General features: G+C 68.4%; 22 protein-coding genes and 1 pseudogene. 14 read left to right on the top strand and 9 right to left on the bottom strand.

The window, feature by feature from the left end; all coding sequences use genetic code 11:
- Positions 1-50: 50 nt before the first annotated feature.
- The 4 genes from A5688_RS21955 to A5688_RS21940 are packed head-to-tail and all read left to right on the top strand — an operon-like array spanning position 51 to position 2,786.
- A complete protein-coding gene (locus A5688_RS21955) occupies positions 51-881 on the top strand; it encodes a mycofactocin-coupled SDR family oxidoreductase (protein ID WP_067839995.1) in 831 nt (276 codons plus the stop codon).
- A 7-nt stretch (positions 882-888) separates the two neighbouring features.
- A complete protein-coding gene (locus tag A5688_RS21950; protein WP_067839992.1) occupies positions 889-1,710 on the top strand; it encodes a mycofactocin-coupled SDR family oxidoreductase in 822 nt (273 codons plus the stop codon).
- Positions 1,711-1,747: 37 nt separating this feature from the next.
- A complete protein-coding gene (locus A5688_RS21945) occupies positions 1,748-2,563 on the top strand; it encodes a carboxymuconolactone decarboxylase family protein (protein WP_067840049.1) in 816 nt (271 codons plus the stop codon).
- 10 nt (positions 2,564-2,573) lie between these two features.
- A complete protein-coding gene (locus A5688_RS21940) occupies positions 2,574-2,786 on the top strand; it encodes a hypothetical protein (RefSeq protein ID WP_067839989.1) in 213 nt (70 codons plus the stop codon).
- A gap of 7 nt (positions 2,787-2,793) precedes the next feature.
- Here the strand turns inward: A5688_RS21940 and A5688_RS21935 are convergent, their stop codons facing one another.
- From A5688_RS21935 to A5688_RS21920, 4 genes are all read right to left on the bottom strand, one after another.
- Positions 2,794-3,750, bottom strand: coding sequence for a cytochrome c oxidase assembly protein (locus tag A5688_RS21935; RefSeq protein ID WP_067840046.1), 957 nt, complete (start codon positions 3,748-3,750; stop codon positions 2,794-2,796).
- A gap of 30 nt (positions 3,751-3,780) precedes the next feature.
- Entirely contained in the window at positions 3,781-4,125 is a 345-nt protein-coding gene (locus tag A5688_RS21930) for a DUF732 domain-containing protein (protein WP_067839986.1), read from the bottom strand.
- Positions 4,126-4,224: 99 nt separating this feature from the next.
- Positions 4,225-5,664, bottom strand: coding sequence for an alanine/glycine:cation symporter family protein (locus tag A5688_RS21925; protein ID WP_242660379.1), 1,440 nt, complete (start codon positions 5,662-5,664; stop codon positions 4,225-4,227).
- A 208-nt stretch (positions 5,665-5,872) separates the two neighbouring features.
- Entirely contained in the window at positions 5,873-6,220 is a 348-nt protein-coding gene (locus tag A5688_RS21920) for a DUF732 domain-containing protein (RefSeq protein WP_067839980.1), read from the bottom strand.
- 152 nt (positions 6,221-6,372) lie between these two features.
- On the opposite strand from A5688_RS21920, the gene A5688_RS21915 reads away from it, so the two are divergent.
- The 3 genes from A5688_RS21915 to A5688_RS21905 all read left to right on the top strand — a co-directional run bounded on the left by A5688_RS21915 (position 6,373) and on the right by A5688_RS21905 (position 8,303).
- Positions 6,373-7,143 carry a Clp protease N-terminal domain-containing protein gene (locus A5688_RS21915; RefSeq protein ID WP_067914033.1) on the top strand — a complete coding sequence of 257 codons (771 nt, stop codon included), beginning with the start codon at positions 6,373-6,375 and terminating at the stop codon, positions 7,141-7,143.
- Positions 7,144-7,236: 93 nt separating this feature from the next.
- Positions 7,237-7,767: a DUF1942 domain-containing protein gene (locus A5688_RS21910; protein ID WP_165606992.1), complete on the top strand. Its 531-nt coding sequence runs from the start codon at positions 7,237-7,239 to the stop codon at positions 7,765-7,767.
- Positions 7,755-8,303 carry a GNAT family N-acetyltransferase gene (locus tag A5688_RS21905; protein WP_067839973.1) on the top strand — a complete coding sequence of 183 codons (549 nt, stop codon included), beginning with the start codon at positions 7,755-7,757 and terminating at the stop codon, positions 8,301-8,303. Before A5688_RS21910 ends, A5688_RS21905 begins: the two co-directional genes overlap by 13 nt.
- Here A5688_RS21905 and zapE read toward each other — a convergent pair.
- On the bottom strand, positions 8,281-9,402 hold the full coding sequence (gene zapE / locus A5688_RS21900; protein ID WP_120312185.1) for a cell division protein ZapE: 1,122 nt from the start codon (positions 9,400-9,402) through the stop codon (positions 8,281-8,283). The two genes, A5688_RS21905 and zapE, sit on opposite strands and share 23 nt — an antisense overlap.
- On the opposite strand from zapE, the gene A5688_RS21895 reads away from it, so the two are divergent.
- From A5688_RS21895 to msrB, 4 genes are all read left to right on the top strand, one after another.
- Positions 9,401-10,198, top strand: coding sequence for a pyrimidine reductase family protein (locus A5688_RS21895; protein WP_067839967.1), 798 nt, complete (start codon positions 9,401-9,403; stop codon positions 10,196-10,198). The two genes, zapE and A5688_RS21895, sit on opposite strands and share 2 nt — an antisense overlap.
- 14 nt (positions 10,199-10,212) lie before the next feature.
- Positions 10,213-11,778: an alpha/beta hydrolase gene (locus A5688_RS21890; protein WP_067839964.1), complete on the top strand. Its 1,566-nt coding sequence runs from the start codon at positions 10,213-10,215 to the stop codon at positions 11,776-11,778.
- A gap of 27 nt (positions 11,779-11,805) precedes the next feature.
- Positions 11,806-13,107, top strand: coding sequence for an arabinofuranan 3-O-arabinosyltransferase (gene aftC / locus A5688_RS21885; RefSeq protein ID WP_067839961.1), 1,302 nt, complete (start codon positions 11,806-11,808; stop codon positions 13,105-13,107).
- 115 nt (positions 13,108-13,222) lie between these two features.
- Positions 13,223-13,630: a peptide-methionine (R)-S-oxide reductase MsrB gene (msrB, locus tag A5688_RS21880; RefSeq protein WP_067839959.1), complete on the top strand. Its 408-nt coding sequence runs from the start codon at positions 13,223-13,225 to the stop codon at positions 13,628-13,630.
- Between the two features lie 235 nt (positions 13,631-13,865).
- Here the strand turns inward: msrB and A5688_RS21875 are convergent, their stop codons facing one another.
- The 4 genes from A5688_RS21875 to hemE are packed head-to-tail and all read right to left on the bottom strand — an operon-like array spanning position 13,866 to position 17,741.
- Positions 13,866-14,621, bottom strand: coding sequence for a class I SAM-dependent methyltransferase (locus A5688_RS21875; RefSeq protein WP_067839946.1), 756 nt, complete (start codon positions 14,619-14,621; stop codon positions 13,866-13,868).
- Positions 14,618-15,313 (bottom strand): hydrogen peroxide-dependent heme synthase, encoded by a 696-nt coding sequence (hemQ, locus tag A5688_RS21870; protein ID WP_067839943.1) that lies wholly within the window; start codon positions 15,311-15,313, stop codon positions 14,618-14,620. The genes A5688_RS21875 and hemQ overlap by 4 nt, the downstream gene beginning before the upstream one ends.
- A gap of 5 nt (positions 15,314-15,318) precedes the next feature.
- Positions 15,319-16,695 carry a protoporphyrinogen oxidase gene (locus A5688_RS21865; protein ID WP_067839940.1) on the bottom strand — a complete coding sequence of 459 codons (1,377 nt, stop codon included), beginning with the start codon at positions 16,693-16,695 and terminating at the stop codon, positions 15,319-15,321.
- On the bottom strand, positions 16,692-17,741 hold the full coding sequence (gene hemE, locus A5688_RS21860) for a uroporphyrinogen decarboxylase (protein WP_067839936.1): 1,050 nt from the start codon (positions 17,739-17,741) through the stop codon (positions 16,692-16,694). Before hemE ends, A5688_RS21865 begins: the two co-directional genes overlap by 4 nt.
- A 59-nt stretch (positions 17,742-17,800) precedes the next feature.
- Between hemE and A5688_RS21855 the strand changes: the two genes are divergently transcribed.
- From A5688_RS21855 to A5688_RS21845, 3 genes and pseudogenes are all read left to right on the top strand, one after another.
- Positions 17,801-18,610: an enoyl-CoA hydratase/isomerase family protein gene (locus A5688_RS21855; protein ID WP_067839933.1), complete on the top strand. Its 810-nt coding sequence runs from the start codon at positions 17,801-17,803 to the stop codon at positions 18,608-18,610.
- 89 nt (positions 18,611-18,699) lie between these two features.
- Positions 18,700-19,366 (top strand): annotated as a pseudogene (locus A5688_RS21850) (DUF3000 domain-containing protein).
- A gap of 1 nt (position 19,367) precedes the next feature.
- Positions 19,368-20,702 carry an HRDC domain-containing protein gene (locus A5688_RS21845; RefSeq protein WP_067914037.1) on the top strand — a complete coding sequence of 445 codons (1,335 nt, stop codon included), beginning with the start codon at positions 19,368-19,370 and terminating at the stop codon, positions 20,700-20,702.
- Positions 20,703-20,804: the final 102 nt, after the last annotated feature.

Below are 20,804 nucleotides of genomic sequence, written 5' to 3'. Positions count from 1 at the left end.
GTTACTCCGCCCTGATCTGGGCTGATCAACGAGAAACGAGGAAGTGCACGGTGGGTTCACTAGAGGGCAGGGTCGCCTTCATCAGCGGGGTGGCCCGCGGCCAGGGCCGCAGCCACGCGGTGCGACTCGCGCGCGAGGGCGCCAACATCATCGGCATCGACGTCTGTGCCGACATTCCCGCCAACGGTTATCCGATGGCCACCCACGAGGAGCTGGATCGGACCGTCGATCTGGTCGAATCAGCCGGCGGCAAGATGCTGGGCACGGTCGCCGACGTGCGCGACTTCGGGCAGGTCAAGGCCGCGGTGGATGCCGGCGTCGAGCATTTCGGCCGCCTCGACATCGTGCTGGCCAACGCCGGGATCGCGCCCCTGGCGTTTCGCCAGCTGAGCATCGAGGAGGAGCTGGCGCAATGGCGCGCGGTCACCGGCGTCAACCTCGACGGGGCCTATCACACGGCGTGGGCGGCGATCCCGCATCTGCTGGCCGGTAACCGCGGCGGGGTGATCATCTTCACCAGCTCGACCGCCGGCATCAAGGGCTTCGGCGGCCTGCAGGGCGGCGGCCTCGGCTACGCGGCGTCCAAGCACGGCATCGTCGGACTGATGCGCACCCTGGCGAATGCTCTTGCGCCGCTCAGCATTCGGGTGAACACGGTGCACCCGACCGCGGTGAACACGATGATGGCGACCAACCCCGACATGACCGAGTTCCTGGAGAAGAATCCCGGCGCGGGTCCCCATCTGCAAAACCCGATGCCCGTCGCAATGATGGAACCCGAGGACGTCAGCGCCGCCATCGCCTACCTGGTCTCCGACGAGGCGAAGTACGTCACCGGCGTGACCTTCCCCGTCGACGCGGGCTTCTGCAACAAGGTTTGATACGCCGATGACAACGAACAACGCCACGGGCCGGGTCGCGGGCAAACGGGTCTTGATCACCGGGGCCGCGCGCGGCATGGGACGCTCGCACGCGGTGCGGCTGGCCGAAGAAGGCGCCGACTGCATCCTGGTGGATATCTGCTCCACGCCAGCGGGTTTGGAGTACCCGCTGGCCACCGAGGACGACCTGAACGAAACCGCACAGCTGGTGGAGAAGCAGGGCCGCCGCGCGGTCACCAAAGTCGTCGACGTGCGCGACGAGGCGGCCATGAAGTCCGCGGTCGACGCGGCCGTCGACGAACTCGGTGGACTCGACGGCGCGGTCGCCAACGCCGGCGTGCTCACCGTCGGCACCTGGGACACCACCACCGCCGAGCAGTGGCGGCTGGTCCTGGACGTCAACCTCATCGGCGCCTGGAACACCTGCGCGGCCGCACTCCCCCATCTGGTCGCCCGGGGCGGCGGGAGCCTGGTGAACATCAGCTCGTCGGCCGGCATCAAGGGCACTCCGCTGCACGTGCCCTACACGGCCTCCAAGCACGGCATCGTGGGAATGACCCTGGCGCTGGCCAACGAGCTTGCCGCGCAGAACATTCGCGTGAACACCGTGCATCCCACCGGGGTGGCCACCGGAATGGTACCGCCGAGCATGCACACGTTGATCGCCGAGCAGCGGCCCGACCTGGTGCCCATCTTCCTCAACGCGCTGCCCGCGCCGCTGATCGAGGCGTCCGACGTGAGCAACGCGGTGCTCTACCTCATCTCCGATGAATCCCGTTACGTCACAGGGCTTGAACTGAAAGTCGACGCCGGTGTCACCATCCGCTGAGAATCCGATGGGCGACGGCGCGCGACATGACCGCGGGATGCGCACGTTCGCAGAAGTGATGACCATCGACCCGCCCGACGGCGACAGCCCGTACGCGGGCGGGCTGATCGACTTCGTCTTCGCCGAGGTGTGGTCACGGCCCGGGCTCAGCCGCCGCGACCGACGGTTCGTCACCCTGGCCTGCGTCGCGGCCGCCGACGCGCAGGCCCCACTCGAGCAGCACGTCTACGCCGCGCTCAACAGCGGTGACCTCACCATCGCCGAAATGCGGGAAACCGTACTGCATTTCGCCGTCTACGCGGGCTGGCCGAAGGCGTCCCGGTTCAACATCGCGGTGGACCTGGAATGGGCCAAGATCGCCGCGGCGCGTGGCGAGGCGCCCCCTGCGCCGGAACCATTGCTGCCACTGGTCACCGCCAGCGACCCCGAGCGACGGTTGCAAGGCGGCGAGGAATCGTTCAAGGAGATCAACTGCCTGCCGTTCGCGCCGATGCGTGACAACCCGTATTCGGGTGCCGGCATTCTGAACTTCGTGTTCGGCGAGATGTGGTTACGCCCCGGCTTGGGGATGAAGGAACGCCGGCTGATCACCGTCGCCTGCGTGGCCTTCCAGGATGCCGAAATCCCGATCATGTCGCACGTGTACGCGGCGCTGAAAAGTGGCGACGTCTCCTTCGAGGAGATGGACGAACTCGCGCTACAGTTCGCGGCATACTACGGCTGCGCCAAGGCCGACTACCTCAACCAGGTGATCGCGGAACAGAAACGGCGAGTGACAGCCGAAAACCAGGCCGATCAGCCGCACGTCGCCGTGAAACATTGTGCAGACCAAGTATTTCCGCTGAAGGGGTAGAGTCGCGGTCATGAATTTGGTCGAGTGGCTGAGGACCCCCCGCTACTTGCGGACGCGCTTCATGATGGAAACGCGGCCTCTGAACCGCCTGGAGATGGAGATCGTGTTCCTCGAGGTCGCCGCCCGCGACGCATTGGTACGCCTTCCCGTGGCGTTCATGATCCTGCCGAAGAGCCCCCGCCCGTGGCGCGATGGCCCGTCCGACCAGCAACAGGACAAGTAGAGAGACGTCAGCCGCGGCGGAACCGCTCCCGCAGCTGCGGGTCGTTCTCCCACCACAGGGACGTTTGGCCCTCGGCGCCTTCGCTCTCGGTGCTGCGTGCCTTGGCCGCCGACTCGGCCTCGTCCAACTCGGCATCGACGGCGACCGCGTGCGCCTTCTCGTCGCGGGACAGCGCGCGCATCAGCAGCAGCACAAACGGCCACCCGACCAGATCACCGAGGATCCATAGGACGCCGGCGCCGATCGTCTGGTCGAGCCGCGGATCGGGACCCCAAGACCTCTGCAGCGCAGCGTAATACGCCGTACCGATCAACGGGCCCTGCCAGATGACCAGTCCCAGGACACCGTCGCCGAGCGCCTCGGCGACGGTGATCAGCAACGAGATCGACTGCGGATACCTGCGGGGAACGGGATCTTCTTGTAATCGAGCGTAAAAGTATGCGAAGCCCAAGGCCACCAACAGGATTCGAGTCGGCGCGCCGATCCATTCGCTCTGCAGCGCCGCGGTATACCAGGGGGTCAGATAGAGCAGCCATGGCGTGGCAAGCATTGCCACCGACGTGGTCGCCGGATGAACGAGCACGCGGGCGAACCGGGTCGCCAACATCCGGTCGACACGGTCGCGGCCCACCGGTCCGACGGCGTCACGAAAGACGGTGACCGGCTTGGCCTGCGCGATGAAGAACGGCACCACGTAGAGCAGCAGCAAGACCTGCAGCGCCCGCACCCAGAACAGGACGTAGGCGTAGGCACCGATCGCGCTGATCGTGGCCAGCATCCACACCAGCAGGCCCGCGCCGAAGCAGGCGGCGTTCGTTGCGCGGATGGCGCCGGTGGCACGGGCGCGCCGGTAGCCCCAGGCATATCCGGTGGTGAGCAGCGCGACGACGGCCGCGGAGACCAGGTCGAGATGCCAGGTCTGAACTGCCGCGTCCCATGTCGGCGGTCCGGGATCGACGGGCACGGCCACCAGCCTATTGCGGCCCGAGTCGGCTCAGTTGCCGGTGGCACCGTCCGGCTTGGGACCGCGGTCCTCGCCGGTGATGTACTTCGGGCAGTAATGGGCGGCAGAGAGGTAGGTGAACTTGGCCGCGGCGGCGCCCTGGAAGGCCGGATTCTGGTTGCGCAGGTCGGTCACGATCTTCGCGTCGGACTGGCCGTCGTCGAGCAGTTCGCACACCGACTTGCCGATGGTGATCGCGTTGCCACCGTCCTGATAGGTGAGGCCGGCGTCGCGGAGGTCTTTGAGGAAGTCCTGGTCGTTGTCGATGTCCGCGTGGGCGGGCGCGGCCAGGACGATTGTGGCGGCGAGGCTGATCAGCCCCAGAAGAAATCGCATAACGCAGTGATTGTCGCAAAAATGTCCGCGAATGGCATCTCGTCGAGCGAACGGGGCATGAACTTACCGCCCCGCGCGCTGGGTTCACTCGGTCAGCGGCTAGGCCGCCGACGGTCGCATCGCGGGTCGGCTCAACGTCACAGACTCGGGCAGCGCACCGACTTGGCTGCGGTTCCCGGGTTCCCAGATGTCACCGTCCAGAACACCGGGCAGACCCGCCGCGCTCGCGACGAATACCGGCGCCTCTCCGTGTGCGAGCTGGCGGTGGTAGTCCCGCAGCACCGCGAACGCCCACTTTCCGAGCATGCAGATGGTCAGGAGGTTGACGATGGCCATCACCGCCATCGTCAGATCGGCCAGCGCCCATACCAGCGTCAGCTTGGCCATCGCCCCGAACACGATCGACAGCAGCGTGACGACCTTGAGCACATTGGCCGCGAAGCGCCGCCCGCCCAAGAAGAACAGGTTGGCCTCCGCAACGACATAGTTGCTCAGCACCGAGGCGAACGCGAAGACGAACACCACGGCGGTCATCAACACGGTGGTCCACGACCCGAGGTCGGCGGCGACCGCGGACTCCGTCAGGCTCGCCCCCGAGACCGCTCCCACGCGGGCCGGGTTGTAGGTCTCGGGGCCGGACAGCAGGACGATGAACGCCGTCGCGGTGCAGATCACCATCGCGTCGACGAACACCGCGAGCGACTGAATCAGGCCCTGCTCCACGGGATGTGACACCGTCGCGGTGCCCGCGATGTTGGGCGAGCTGCCCATCCCGGCCTCGCAGGCGAACAGGCCTCGTTTGACGCCGGTGAACATCGCGGCCAGCACACCGCCCGCGAAACCGCTTGCCATCTGGCGGATTCCGAACGCCCCGCCGATGATCTCCTTGATCACCATGGGCAGCTCGGTGATGTTGACGGCCACGATCCCCAGCGCCAGCAACGTGTACACCAGCGCCACCACCGGAAGGACCGAGCCGGCGAACTGAGCGACCCGCCGCACGCCTCCGAACAGCACTGGCGCCGCCAGCGCGGCCAAAACCACTGTGGTCCAGCCGACGTCGACACCGTGTGATGACTTCAAGACTCCGCTAACCGCGTTGGTCTCGACCATGTTGAATGCGGTGGAGAAGGTGAGCACCAACAGCATGGCAAAGACGACACCACCCGCCCGCGAGCGCAGCCCGCGCTGGATGTAGTACGCCGGACCCCCGCGGTAGGCGCCGTCAGGCGAGCGGACTTTGAAGATCTGGGCCAGGGTGGCCTCGATCACGGCGGTGGCCATGCCGACCGCGGCCACCACCCACATCCAGAAAATGGCGCCGGGTCCGCCGACGGTCAGCGCGATCGCGACGCCGGCGATGTTTCCGGTGCCCACGCGCGACGCGAGACCGACGCAGAATGCCTGAAATGACGAGATCCCGCCGTCCTGGTGATGGGATCTGCGGAGCTGACGCAACATTCGCCCGAAGTAGCGGATCTGAATGCATCGGGTGCGCGCCGTGAAATAGAGACCGCCACCGATCAGTAAATAGACCAAGATGTGCGTATTCAGTACGTTGCTAACGGGATCGACCAACTGGCTTTGAAAAAAGTCCAATCCCGTTACCCCTCAACGCCGGCCGTCATGATCTTTGCCGGAACGTTAAGGGCGAAATGTTGACTGCAGGTTTCGTTCAACCACCGCGGGCGTGCGGAATTGTAAAGACCGGATCACAAACACCGCACACCGAACGCCCGCGGCCGGGCTACGAGGAAGAGCTGGTGGTGGTCGCGCTCGGGCTGGGCGAGGTGGTGCTGAAAGCCATGTACGGGCAGTACGTGCTGACGGCGATGGCCGCGAATTTGTTGGCTTTGTCATCAGTCAGGTCGGAGTTCTTGGACTCCAGCGTTGAGACGACATCCGACATCGCGGTGGGGCCCTGAAGCGTCTTGCACACCCATTTGCCCGCTCCGGCTGCCAGATCGCTATCGGAATACGTGATGCCGGCCTTATCCAGTGACGCGACGAATGCGTCGTCAGTGTCATCGGCGTGCGCGGGCACCGCCATTCCGACTACGGCGGCAAAGCCTGCCGCAACGAGAAGAAGTTTCATTATTTCAGATTGACAGAGAAGCGAACGCCGCGCATCTCGTGGAGCAAACCTTGACGGACGTTATATGGCCGGCCCTTCCCACGCGGGCCAGTCCCCGCGGAATCGTCAACCCAAGGTTGACAGTCCGGCGGCGTCAACCTAACGTTGACGGCATGTCCGAACCCGTCCGCATCGCCTACCCGATCCGGCTCGACGAGCTGATCGACGCCATCAAGGCGACCCGCCCCGACGTCCTGGATCAACTGGCCGACGCCGTCCTGGCCGCCGAACACCTGGGCGAGATCGCCGACCACTTGATCGGCCACTTCGTGGACCAGGCCCGCCGCTCCGGGGCGTCCTGGACTGACATCGGCAAGAGCATGGGCGTCACCAAGCAGGCCGCCCAGAAGCGCTTCGTCCCGCGCGCCGAGCCCGCCACCCTCGATCTTGACCAGGGGTTCGCGCGCTTCACCCCCCGGGCGCGGGGCGCGGTGGTGGCGGCCCAGAACGCCGCGCACGAAGCGGGCAACGGCGAGATCACCCCGGACCACCTGTTGCTCGGCGTGCTCAGCGATGCGGCCGCCCTGGCGACGGTGTTGCTGCGGCTGCAGAAGGTCGACACCGAGGCGGTGCGCGCCGCCGCGACCGAGGCGATCGCCGCCCTGCGCGTGGAAGCCGAACCGCCGCAGCTCATTCCGTTCAGCGGGCCGGCGCGCAAGGCGCTCGAACTGAGCGTGCGCGAGGCACTTCGGCTCGGCCACAACTATGTCGGCACCGAGCACCAGCTGCTGGCCCTGCTCGAGCTGGAGGGCGGCTCGTCCGACCAGGGGCCGCTCCGCCGCTGCGGCGTCGACAAAGACCGCGTCGAGGCGGATCTGATCACCGCGCTGCAATCCCTCGCCGGCGGCAAAAGCGCGGCCCCGGGTCCCGACGCGGGCGGCTGACCGGTGTCGCCGACCCCTCCCTCCGGCGTCACCGCGTGTGCGATCATGCGAGGGTCCCCTGCAACGGCGCCAAGGAGGCACCACATGGCGAAGATGCACCGCTGGCTGATGGTCGCGTCCGCCTTTCTGGTTGCCGTTGCCGGCGTCACCGCCGTCGGCGTCGCCGCGGTTCCGATGCCAAGCGCGTGGGCCGGGGACGCGCCGATCGGCCACATCGGTGACACGTTGCGGGTGGACAACGGCACGTTCATCGCCGACGTCACCGTGAGCGGCGTGGCGGCCTGCGACCCGCCGCCGGGATTCGGCTACACGCGCGAAGGCACTTACAAGGGCTTTCCGGGCAGCACCGTCGAGCGCGCCGACGTGACCATTCGGGCGATCCGGGTGCCCAATCCCTACGTCATGGCGACCGTGATGGATTTCAACGGCGTGACCCCCAACGCCGACGCCTACAAGCCGCGGGCCTCCGATGCACCCGACGCGCTGGACAACGTCCTCGTCAACGCCCCGAACGGAGCGATCGTGCGCGGCGAGGTGTACTGGGACGCCTACCGCGATCCGGTCTCCACCGTCGTCCTGCTGGACAAGAAGACGGGCTATCACCTCGCGCAGTGGAACCTCTGACCGCAACGTTGCATATCGCGCCGGCCGATTCCGGTGACGCACCGGAGCTGGCTGCCGTTGCGGCACAGACCTTTCCGTTGGCGTGTCCGGCCTCGGCGACCGAGGAGAACATCGCGGCCTTCGTCGAGGCCAATCTGTCGGCCACCCGCTTCGCCGAGTATCTCGGCGATCCGGGCCGGGCGATTGTCACCGCGCGCCAGGACGGCCGGATCGTCGGGTACGCCATGCTGGTTCGCGGCGTGTCCGACCACGACGGTGTCCAGCAAGCCGTGCAGACTCGCCCCGCGGCCGAGCTGTCGAAGATGTATGTCCTGCCCGACCGCCACTCCACCGGAGCCGCGGCGGGGCTGATGGAACGCATCCTGGCCGTCGCGGCCGACTGGGGCGTCCGCTGCGTGTGGCTGGGCGTGAACCGGGAAAACCAACGCGCACAACGCTTTTACCTCAAGAGTGGGTTCACCGTCAGCGGCACCAGGACGTTCCAGCTCGGTGCCGACGTCGAGAGCGACTACGTCATGATCCGCGAGCTGGGTTAGCAGCGGCGGTCAGTGTCAACAGCCGGGAAGTGGCCCGCAGATACTTCTTTCGGTATCCCCCGGCCAGCATCTCCTCGCTGAAGATGGTGTCCAGCTCGGCACCCGAGGCCACCACGGGAATGCCCGCGTCGTAGAGCCGATCGGTCAGCGACACCAGCCGCAGCGCGACGTTCTGATCATCGATGCCGTGCACGCCGGTCAAGAACACCGCCTTCACCCCCTCGATCAGGGTCAGGTACCGGGAGGGGTGCATGGTGGCCAGGTGCGCGCACAGCGCATCGAAATCGTCCAGCGTCGCGCCGTCGACCCGCGCGGCGCGCGCGGCCACCTCGTCGTCGGACAGCGGCCGCGGCGCCGGCGCCAGACCGCGGTGCCGGTAGTCGGGCCCCTCGATCCGAACCGTCGTGAAAATACTTGCCAGCGTGTTGATTTCGCGTAGGAAATCCTGCGCTGCGAAACGGCCCTCGCCGAGCTGCTCGGGCAGCGTGTTGGAGGTGGCGGCCACCGAGACCCCGCGCTCGACCAGCGACGAGAGCAGCCGCGAGATCAGCGTGGTGTTGCCCGGGTCGTCGAGCTCGAACTCGTCGATGCACACCGCCGTGTAGTGGGCCAGCAGGTCCACGCATTCCACGAACCCGAACACCCCGGCCAGCTGGGTCAGCTCCCCGAACGTCGCGAATGCCTTGCGCGCCGGGCCATCCGGTGGCCCACCCGGACCGTCACCGGGCAGCTCGTAATAGGCCGAGGCCAACAGGTGGGTCTTGCCCACCCCGAACCCGCCGTCCAGGTACAACCCGACGCCGGGCACAATCTCCCTTCGCCCCAACAGTTTTCGCCGCCCGGCGCGGCGCTCGACCGCCTGGCGGCAGAAGTCCCGACATGCCGCGACCGCGGCGCTTTGCGTCGGCTCAGACGGATCGGGCTGGTAGGTCGCGAAGCTCACGTCGGCGAACGTCGGCGGCGGTCTCAATTGGGCGATCAGCCGTTCCGGCGACGCTGTGGGGTGCCGATCCACCAGGTGAGCCACCCCGGCCGAAGCACCCGCGGAGGTGGACCCGTGCATGCAGGAACTGTAGCGGCGTGCTGCAATCAGACTCATGGCCGACTCTGGCGTCCCCGGAAGCTCCGCGAGTTCCGCGGCTTCGGAGACGCCGCTGTCGCTGCTCGGATCGGTGCGCGGACTCGACGACGGCGACCTCCCCCGGCTGTACGGCTATCCCGAACACGACGGCACCTGGGTGCGGGCCAACTTCATCACCAGCGTCGACGGCGGGGCGACCTCCGGTGGCAGCAGCAGCGCCATGGGCGGCCCGGGCGACCGGTTCGTCTTCAACCTGCTGCGCGAGCTCGCCGACGTCATCGTGGTGGGCGCGGGCACCGTGCGAATCGAGGGTTACTCCGGCGCGCAGCTCAGCGTCCCGGAGCGTCAGCAGCGGCAGGCCCGCGGACAAAGCGAGGTGCCGCAACTGGCGATCGTGACCGGATCGGGCCACCTCAACCGTGACATGCCGGTGTTCACCCGCACCGAGGTGCAGCCGCTGGTGCTCACCAGCACCGCGGCGGCCGAGCAGACGCGCCGGGCGCTCAGCGGCCTGTGCGAGGTCCTCGACTGCTCCGGCGCTGACCCCGAGCGGGTCGACGAGGCCGCGCTGCTGGCGGCCCTCGGCGCGCGCGGCATGCACCGCGTCCTCACCGAGGGCGGCCCGACCCTGCTGGACTCGCTGATCCAACGCGACATGCTCGACGAGCTGTGCCTGACCATCGCGCCCTACATCGTCGGCGGCCAGGCGCGACGCATTGCGACCGGTGCGGGCCAGCTGCTCACCCGGATGCGGTGTGCCCACGTCCTGACCGACGACGCCGGCTACCTTTACACCCGCTACGTCAAGGCCTAGCTACTGTGGTCGGCATGAGTCGGCCGTACACGTGCGCCACGATCCTGGTTGCGGTGACCGCGTTGCTGGCCGGCTGCGTCCCGGGCCTGGCCGCCGATCCGCGCTTCGCCACCAATTCCGGTGCGCGCCCACAGGGGGCGGCCACCTCGAAGCCGGCGCCCAGCGGCCCACCGCCGATCGCCGCACCCAAGAACGACCTCGCGTGGCACGACTGCACCTCACGGGTGTTCGCCGATGCGGCGGTCCCCGCCGCCGCCGGTGTCAAGCTGGATTGCGCGAACTACGACGCCGACCTGGACCCGGTCAACGGCGGGGGCGGCAGCCTGAGCATCGGGGTGGTGCGCGCGCGTTCGAGCCAGACGCCCCAGGATGCCGGGCCGCTGGTCTTCACCACCGGCTCCGATCTGCCGTCCTCGGCGCAATTGCCGGTCTGGTTGTCGCGGGCGGGCGCCGACGTGCTCGCCACCCACCCCATCGTCTCGGTCGACCGCCGCGGCATCGGCATGTCGAGCCCCATCGACTGCCGGGACAAGTTCGACCGCCAGCAGATGCGCGACCAGTCGCAATTCCAGACCGGCGACGACCCGGTGGCCAATCTGTCCGACGTCTCCAACACCGCCACCACCAACTGCGGCGACGCCGTCGGGATCGGCCCGAACGCGTCCTCCTACGACGACGCGCACGCCGCCTCCGACATCGAGCGGTTGCGCAGCCTGTGGGACGTGCCCGCCCTGGCGCTGGTCGGCATCGGCAACGGCGCGCAGGTGGCGCTGGCCTACGCCGGATCGCGGCCGGACAAGGTGGCCCGACTGATTCTCGACTCACCGGTTGCGTTGGGCACCAACGCAGAAGCCGCCGCCGAGCAACAGGTCAAGGGGCAGCAGGCCGCGCTCGACGCCTTCGCCGGCCAGTGCATCGCGGTGAACTGCGCGCTGGGCGCGGACCCGAAGGGTGCCGTCAGCGCCCTGCTGGCCGACGCCCGTGCCGGCAGGGGCCCCGGCGGCGCCTCGGTGGCGCAGGTGGCCAACGCCATCATCGTCGCGCTCGGCTATCCCGTCGGCGGCCGCGTCGACGCCACCACCAACCTGGCCAACGCGCTGGCGGGCGCCCGCTCCGGCGACACCAACGCGCTGAACAACCTGATCAACCACGCCAACGCCGTCCAGGACTCCGACGGCCAGTTCGTCAACGTGTGCAGCGACGCGGTCAACCGCCCGACGCCGGACCGGGTGCGTGAACTCGTCGTCGCCTGGGGCAAGCTCTATCCCGAATTCGGTACCGTCGCCGCGCTCAACATGGTCAAGTGCGTGCACTGGCCCACCGGCTCGCCGCCGCCCACACCCAAGACCCTCAAAGTCGACGTGCTGCTGCTGGGTGTGCAGAACGACCCGATCGTCGGCACCGACGGCGTGGCGGCGACGGCGGCCAGCATCATCAACGCCAACGCGGCCAGCAAGCGGGTGATGTGGCAGGGCATCGGCCACGGCGCCAGCATCTTCTCGGGCTGCGCCGTCCCGCCGCTGATCGGCTACCTCAAGAGCGGCAAATTGCCCAACACCGACACCTACTGCCCGGCCTGACGTGCTTTCGGGCTTGCACGGGCGCCGGTGTACGGTGCGCTGGTGATGGCAGCTGAATCGACCCGCACCGGGCTGCGCGATTGGGCCCTGGCCGCCTTTCGTCCCCGCACCGGAGCACCGGGCGTCGCGACCGTGCTGCGGATGGCGTTGTGGCCGTTGGCCATCTTCTCGGTCCTGCACCGCAGCATCATCCTGACGCTCAACGGCAACATCACCGACGACTTCAAACCGGTGTACCGGGCGGCCCTCAACTTCCGGCACGGCTGGGACATCTACAACGAGCACTTCGACTACGTCGACCCGCACTACCTGTACCCGCCGGGCGGCACCCTGCTGATGGCCCCGTTCGGGTACCTGCCCTTCACGCCGTCGCGGTTCCTGTTCATCGGAATCAACACCGTCGCGATCCTGATCGCCTGGTACCTGCTGTTGCGGATGTTCAAATTCACGCTGTCCTCGGTCGCCGCGCCCGCCCTGCTGCTGGCCATGTTCTGCACCGAAAGCGTGAGCAGCACGCTGGTGTTCACCAACATCAACGGCTGCGTCCTGCTGGCCGAGATGCTGTTCCTGCGCTGGCTTTTGGACGGGCGAGTCAGCCGGCAGTGGTGGGCGGGCCTGGCGATCGGGCTGACGCTCACGCTCAAACCCGTGCTGGGCCCGCTGCTGTTGCTGCCGCTGCTGAACCGCCAGTGGCGAACGCTGATACCGGCGTTCGTCGTGCCCGTGGTGATCAACGTCGTCGCCTGGCCCCTGGTCAGCGATCCGATGGACTTCGTCACCAAGACGCTGCCGTACATCGGGGGAACCCGGGACTACTTCAACAGCTCAATCGAGGGCAACGGCGTGTACTTCGGCCTGCCCACCTGGCTGATCGTGTTCCTGCGAATCCTGTTCGTTCTCATCACGATCGGCGCGCTGTGGTTGCTGTACCGCTACTACCGCACCCGCGACCCGCTGTTCTGGTTCACCAGCTCGTCGGGTGTGCTGCTGCTGTGTTCCTGGCTGGTGCTGCCGCTGGCGCAGGGCTACTACTCGATGATGCTGTTCCCGTTCCTGATGACGGTGGTGCTGCGAAATTCGCTGATCCGCAACTGGCCGGCCTGGCTGGGGATCTATGGCTTCATGACGCTGGACGACTGGCTGATTTACCGGGCGATGAGGTACGGCCGCGCGCTGCACTACCTCAAGATCACCTACGGCTGGTCGCTGCTGCTGATCGTTGCCTTCACCGTGCTGCTCTTCCGCTACCTGGACGCCAGGGCCGAGAACCGGCTGGACGACGGCATCGATCCGGCGTGGCTGACGGCCGAGCGTGAGCTCGCGCGGTGATCGCAAGCGCGGCGAAGTCGGGCGCAGCGGGTCACCGCCATTGAGCCTCGCGGTGATCGCAAGCGCGGCGAAGCCGGGCGCAGCGGGTCGCCGCCATTAGCGCTAGCGTGGATGCATGAATCCCAAGCTGCAGCTGACTGACGACGAGTGGCGCCAGAAGCTCACGCCCGAAGAGTTTCATGTATTGCGCCAGGCCGGCACCGAGCGTCCCTTCACCGGTGAATACACCGACACCAAAACCGAAGGCGTATACCTGTGCCGGGCCTGCGGTGCCGAATTGTTCCGCAGCACAGAGAAATTCGAGTCACATTGCGGCTGGCCGTCGTTCTTCGACCCGGCGAAGTCCGACGCGGTGATTCTGCGGCCCGACCATTCCATGGGCACGACGCGCACCGAGGTGCTGTGCGCGAACTGCCACAGCCACCTGGGGCACGTGTTCGCCGGTGAGGGCTACCCGACGCCGACGGATCAGCGCTACTGCATCAACTCGATCTCGCTGCGGCTGGTGCCGGCGGGCGGATAACCCGCGGATCGTTTTCCCGGGAGTCTCAGGAGCCCCATTCGGACGGGGCATGCCGATTGCCCGCCTCTGAGCGACAATTCAGCGACAAAACCGGTGCCGACCACAGGTCTGCCCAAGGTCGGATCACAGGCTGCACGTGTTGTCGCTGAAAGGCGGGCAAAAATCCACATCACCCGCCGGTGGCAACGGTCCGGGGCCGGCAACGGTGGGGGCGACTCAGTCCAGGGCGGGCCGCTCAGTCCACCCGGGTGGCGTGCACTTCCCAGAAGGGGGCGTGTGCCCGATCGCCCTCCAGCCACGGCTCGATCACCCGGAAGCGCTCCAGCAACTCCTCCGCCTGATCGGCCATGTCCGGATTGCGCTTGGCCATCATCTCGATGGACTCGACGCTGACGTTGACCTGGTAGGTGGTCGTGCCCAGATAGGTGATCTCCCAGCCGCCATCCGGAAGCACGTCGCGAAAGTCGTTCTCGGACAATGACCGCAGCATCTTGAAACCGTTGATGTTGTGTTCGCCGAACTCGAACATGTACAGCCGCGCGCCCGGCCGGGTGGCACGGTGTAGCGCGCGCACGTAGGAGCTGCGCAGCTCGGGTTCGGTGCTGAAGGTGTGGTAGAAGGCGCAGTCGACCACCGTGTCGAACCGGCCGTCGAACCCGTCCAGCTTCGTCGCGTCGGCCAGCTCGAAATTCACCGACACACCGGCCTTTTGGGCGTTCTGCCGGGCGCGCTCGATGGCTCCCGCCGAACCGTCGATGCCCGTCGCCGAATATCCCTTGGACGCGTAGTAGATGGCGTGATGACCCGGGCCGGTGCCCGGGTCGAGCACCTCGCCCCTGATGGCGCCCACCGCCACGAGCTGCTGGACCACCGGCTGCGGGCCGCCGATGTCCCACGGTGTGGCGGTCGGCAGGCCGTGCGAGGTCCGCTGGTCGCGGTACATCTCTTCGAAGCGGGTGGGATCGGTCGGGTCAAACGGCGCGGTCGTCATGGCAGGGCGTTCACCAGCTGCTCGACGGGCACCCGGGGGCCGGTGAAGAACGGCGTCTCCTCCCGGGTGTGCCGGCGGGCGTCGGTGGCGCGCAGCTCGCGCATCAGGTCGACGATGCGGTGCAGTTCGGGGGCTTCGAACGCGAGCAGCCATTCGTAGTCGCCGAGCGCGAACGCCGGGACCGTGTTGGCCCGGACATCCTTGTATTCGCGCGCGGCCATGCCGTGCTCGGCGAGCATGCGGCGCCGTTCCTCGTCGGGCAGCAGGTACCACTCGTAGGACCGCACAAAGGGATACACGCAGATGTAGGCGCCGGGTTCCTCGCCGGCCAGGAACGCCGGGATGTGGCTCTTGTTGAACTCGGCCGGGCGATGCAGCGCGACGCTGCTCCAGACCGGCGAACTGGCCCGCCCCAGCGCGGTGGTGCGCCGGAAGTCGGCGTAGGTGGCCTGCAGCGCTTCGACGCGTTCGGCGTGGGTCCAGATCATGAAGTCGGCGTCGGCCCGCAGACCCGCGACGTCGTAGAGGCCGCGAACCACGACGCCGCGCTCCTCCTGCTGCTTGAAGAACGTCGACGCCTCGTCGATGACGTCGTCGCGCTGGTCGCCGAGCTCACCCGGCTCCACGGAGAACACCGAGAACATCAGGTAGCGGATCGTGGAGTTGAGCGAGTCGTAGTCGAGCTTGGCCATGGAACCTATCGTGCCACTTGCGCGTCCAAGCCTCCGATGGCCCTGATCACACTCTCGACTGCGCGCCCGGCCGCGCCGACGCAGGCCGGCACGCCGATGCCGTCGAGGTAGCTGCCGGCCACCGCGAGCGTCGGCGGCAGGCCCGCCCGCACCTCGGCGACCACGTCTGCATGGCCGGGCCCGTACTGCGGCATCGCATCGATCCAGCGCTGAATGCAGACGTCGACGGGTTCGACGCTCAGCCCGAACACGGTCGCCAGGTCACCCAACGCCCAGGTCAGCAGCTCGTCGTCGGACGTGTCGGCCGCCACGCGATCGCCGAACCGCCCGAACGACAGCCGCAGCAGCTGCGCGTCACCCCGAGCACCCCACTTGCGCGAGGACAGCGTGATGGCCTTAGCCCGCAGCCGCTCGCCGGTGGCCACCAGCACGCCCGAACAATCCGGAAACGCGGTATCGCCCGGCACGGCGAGCGCCAGTACCACCGACGACGCGCTGGCGATGCGCCCGGCGGCGGCGACGCTGCGGGGAGCGATCTCGGCCAGCAGACGGCCACACTCGCCGGCCGGCACGGCCAAAATCACCGCGTCGGCGGCCCAGCGAGCGCCGGTGTCGTCGAACACCGTCCAGCCCGCGCCGGCCGGCTCGAGCCGCGACACCGCCGCGGGCACCCAGCGCGGGCGGCCGCGCGCAACCAGCTCGTCTATCAGCACCTGGTAGCCGCCCTCGAGCGCCCCGAACACCGGCGCGCCGGTGGCCGGCGGCAAGGCCTGCCCCACCGCGTCGGTCAGGCTGGTGGCGCCGCGGTCCAGCGCCGCCGCGACCGTCGGGGCGGCCGCGCGCAGGCCGATGGTGGCCGCCGAACCCGCATAGACCCCGCTCAGCAGCGGATCCACCGACCGGGTCACCACCTGGTCGCCGAACCGCTCGCCCACCAGGTCGGCCACCGGCGGATCGTCGCCGGCCCGCCACACCAGCGGGCGGGTGGGTTCGGCCTCGATGCGGGCGACCGTGGCCTCGTCGACCAGTCCGGCCACCGACGCCGCCGTCGACGGGATCCCGACGACGGTGCCCGCCGGCAGTGCCCGCAACTGTCGCCCGCTGTAGATCAGCGGGCGAGCACCGGTCGAAACCCGCTGGCGCTCAGACAGATTCAGCTCGGCCAGCAACGCAGGCATCTCGGGGCGACGCAGCACAAAAGCCTCGGCACCCAGGTCCATCGGCACCCCGCCGACCAGCTCGGTGCGCAGCACGCCGCCGAGTCTGTCCCCCGGTTCGAACAGCGTGATCGCCGCGTCGTCGCCGACGGCCATGCGCAGCCGGTAGGCCGCCGTCAGCCCCGAAATACCGCCCCCCACAACACAATACGAAGGGGAACTCATAGGGAGTGGACCAGCGACACCAGGTCGGTCAGCACTCCGGGGTCGGTCTCGGGCAGCACGCCGTGGCCGAGGTTGAAGACGTGACCGGCGGCCCCGGCGTCGATGGCGCGCCGGCCGTCGTCGACGACGGCGCGCGCCGCGCGTTCCACCACCGGCCAGCCCGCCAGCACCACCACCGGATCGAGGTTGCCCTGCAGCGCCGTGCCGGGTTGCACGCGGGCGGCCGCATCGGCCAGGGAGGTTCGCCAATCGACGCCCACCACGTTCGCGCCGACCGACGACATCGCGCCCAGCAGTTCGGCGGTGCCGACCCCGAAGTGGGTCATCGGCACGCCGTAGTCGGCGAGCGCGGCGAAAACCCGGGCGCTGTGCGGCTGCACGTGGCTGCGGTAATTCGCCAGGGACAGCGTCCCGGCCCACGAGTCGAACACCTGAACGGCGTCCACCCCGGCCTCCAGCTGCACCCGCAGGAAGCCCACGGTGATGTCGGTCAGCTTCTCCATCAGCGCGTGCCAGGTGTCCGGCTCGGCCAGCATCATCGCCTTGGTGCGCGCGTGGTGGCGGCTGGGGCCGCCCTCGATCAGATAGGACGCCAGGGTGAACGGGGCGCCCGCGAAGCCGATCAGCGGCACGTTGCCCAGGGCGGACACCAGCAGCGACACCGCGTCGGATATCGGTTGAACCCGTTGCTGCTCAAGGGTTTTGATCGCCGCCACGTCTGCGGCGGCGCGCACCGGCGACGCGATGACCGGCCCGACACCCGCGACGATGTCCAGGTCGATGTCGGCGCCGAGCAGCGGCACCACGATGTCGGAGAACAAGATCGCCGCGTCGACGTCGTGGCGGCGCACCGGCTGCAGGGTGATTTCGCAGACCAACTCGGCGTCGAAGCAGGCCGACAGCATGTCGGTGTGGGCTCGCAGCGCCCGGTATTCGGGCAGCGAGCGACCGGCCTGCCGCATGAACCACACCGGCACCCGGTTGGGCTTGCGGCCGCTCACGGCCGCCAGGTACGGCGACTCGGGAAGATCGCGGCGAGTACTCATCAGCCCTAATGCTGCCATGACCGCGGCACACCGAACTCCGCTGCGTACTATCAACGACCGTGCCCGTCAGCCATCCCCCGGTGAATTACGACGACTTCCCCAGCCTGCGCTGCGAGCTCGGCGAGAACGGGGTGCTGACGCTGGTCCTCGACTCCCCCGGGCTGAATTCGGTCGGGCCGCAGATGCACCGCGACCTCGCCGACATCTGGCCGGTGATCGACCGCGATCCGGCCGTGCGCGCCGTCCTGGTCCGCGGTGAGGGCAAGGCCTTCTCCTCCGGCGGCAGCTTCGACCTGATCGACGAGACCATCAACGACTACGACGGCCGGCTCCGCATCATGCGCGAAGCCCGCGACCTGGTGCACAACATGGTCGACTGCGACACCCCTGTCGTGTCGGCGATCCGCGGGCCGGCGGTGGGCGCGGGCCTGGTGGTGGCCCTGCTCGCCGACATCTCGGTGGCGGGCCGGACCGCGAAGCTCATCGACGGACACACCAAGCTGGGCGTGGCGGCCGGCGACCACGCCGCGATCTGCTGGCCGCTGCTGGTCGGCATGGCCAAGGCCAAGTACTACCTGCTGACCTGCGAGACGCTGCTGGGTGAAGAAGCCGAGCGGATCGGGCTGGTGTCCATTTGCGTCGACGATGACGACGTGCTGTCCGCCGCCGCCCGCATCGCCGAGAACCTGGCGCAGGGCGCGCAGAACGCGATCCGGTGGACCAAGCGCAGCCTCAACCACTGGTATCGCATGATGGGCCCCACCTTCGAGACCTCGGTGGGCCTGGAATTTCTCAGTTTCACCGGCCCCGACGTGCAGGAAGGCCTGGCCGCGCACCGCGAGAAACGCCAGGCGCGTTTCACCCGCTGACCGCCGCCTGAGCTGCATATATAGCTTAGGTGGAGGCCTGGTAACGGCTTGGTCGCGGCCGGTTTGAAACCCGGCGCGCCTGTCGCGGCGTGTCGGGCTGTAGGTCTACCGTCGATCCCTGTGACCCGTGCCGTGACGACGCAGAACGGTCGGGATGAACAGGAGCGGCGCCAAGTGACCTCATCCGAACCGGCCCCATTCCGCGAGGCGGTAGCGGCGATGAACGCCGTCGTCGTGCGGCCGGAGATCGAGTTGGGTCCCATCCGGCCGCCGCAACGCTTGGCTCCCCATAGCTACGCCCTGGGCGCCGAGGTCAAACATCCCGATCGCGACATCATTCCGGAACGGTCCGACGGCGACGCCTTCGGACGGTTGATCCTGCTGTACGACCCCGAAGGGGCCGACGCGTGGGATGGCACCATTCGCATGGTCGCCTACATCCAGGCCGACCTTGACCCCAGTGAGGCGGTTGACCCGCTGCTGCCCGAAGTAGCGTGGAGCTGGTTAGTCGAGGCACTGGAGTCACGTATGGAGCAAGTTGTCGCCCTGGGCGGCACCGTCACCGCCACCACATCGGTCCGCTACGGAGACATCTCCGGGCCGCCGCGCGCCCACCAACTCGAGCTGCGCGCGTCATGGACCGCGACGTCGCCCGCGGTCGGCGGTCATGTCGAGGCGTTCTGTGAGGTACTGGAGCACGCCGCGGGCCTACCCCCCGCCGGAGTCACCGACCTGAGCTCGCGGTCACGCGCCTAGCATGGGCGCACCGTCGGCCGACGGGCCGGGCAGCAGCACGCCCGGCGACACCGGCACCGACCCCGCGCCCATGCCGCTGCCGCGTCCGGCCGAGGGCGTCCCGCGGATCTCGGTGAGCGTCCGCGACATCGAGGCCGCCGCGCAGCGCCTGGACCGTGGGCGCGGGCCCTTCGCGGTGGACGCCGAGCGGGCATCGGGTTTCCGCTACTCCAACCGGGCCTACCTGATTCAGATCCGGCGGGCCGGTTCGGGCACCGTGCTCATCGACCCGGTGAGCCACGGCGCCGACCCGCTCGAGGCGCTGCGGCCGGTGGCCGAGGTGCTGGGCAACGACGAATGGATCTTGCACTCCGCCGACCAGGACCTGCCCTGTCTGGCGGAGGTGGGCATGCGGCCGCCGGCGCTGTATGACACCGAACTCGCCGGACGGCTGGCCGGGTTCGACCGGGTGAACCTGGCGACCATGGTCGAGCGGCTGCTGGGTTTCGGGCTGGCCAAGGGACACGGCGCGGCCGACTGGTCCAAGCGGCCCCTGCCCGACGAATGGCTCAACTACGCCGCCCTGGACGTCGAGCTGCTCATCGAGCTGCGCGCGGCGATCTCCGACGTCCTGGCGGAACAGGGCAAAACCGATTGGGCCGCACAGGAATTCGACTACCTGCGGGACACGGGTTCGAAAGATCCGGGTGCCGCCGCGCGCCGGGACCGGTGGCGGCGGACGTCGGGGATCCATCGGGTGCGCGATCAGCGCGGTCTGGCCGCGGTCCGCGAGTTGTGGTTGACGCGCGACCAGATCGCGCAGCGCCGCGACATCGCGCCGCGCCGCATCCTGCCCGACTCGGCGATCATCGACGCCGCCCTGTCCAACCCGACGACCGTGGAGGAACTCGTCGCCCTACCCGTGTTCGGCGGGCGCAATCAGCGGCGCAGCGCGCCCACGTGGCTGGCGGCGCTGGACGCGGCGCGGCGGACCAAGAATCCGCCCGCGGACAGCGAACCGCCAAATGGGCCGCCGCCGCCGGCGCGGTGGAGCCGGCGCAAACCGGAGGCCGCCGCCCGGCTAGAGGCCGCGCGCTCGGCGCTGTCCGAGGTCTCCGAGCGGGTCCACGTCCCCACCGAGAACCTGGTCTCGCCGGACCTGGTGCGACGGCTGTGCTGGGACTGGGCGGCCGCGCCTGATCCGCTCGACGCCGTCGACGCGTTCCTGCGCGCCGGCCAGGCCCGGCCGTGGCAGCGGGAATTGGTGGATCCGGTCCTGGCCCGGGCGCTGCAGGCACCCGACACGGCCGAGGACAGCAACGCCGAAATCGACGGCAGCACGCGAAAGTTCGAGTAGGGGTCGCGCCCGCGCGACGGCTAGTTGTACTGACCACGGACGTTGGTGACGGCGTGGCGTGGTGACATGACGAAGACCTCCGAGTGAAGTGCGAGCTGTCTA

The organism is Mycobacterium mantenii, from assembly GCF_001667865.1.
GTDB lineage: Bacteria > Actinomycetota > Actinomycetes > Mycobacteriales > Mycobacteriaceae > Mycobacterium > Mycobacterium mantenii_A.
This window is presented reverse-complemented; position numbering and strand designations above follow the sequence as displayed.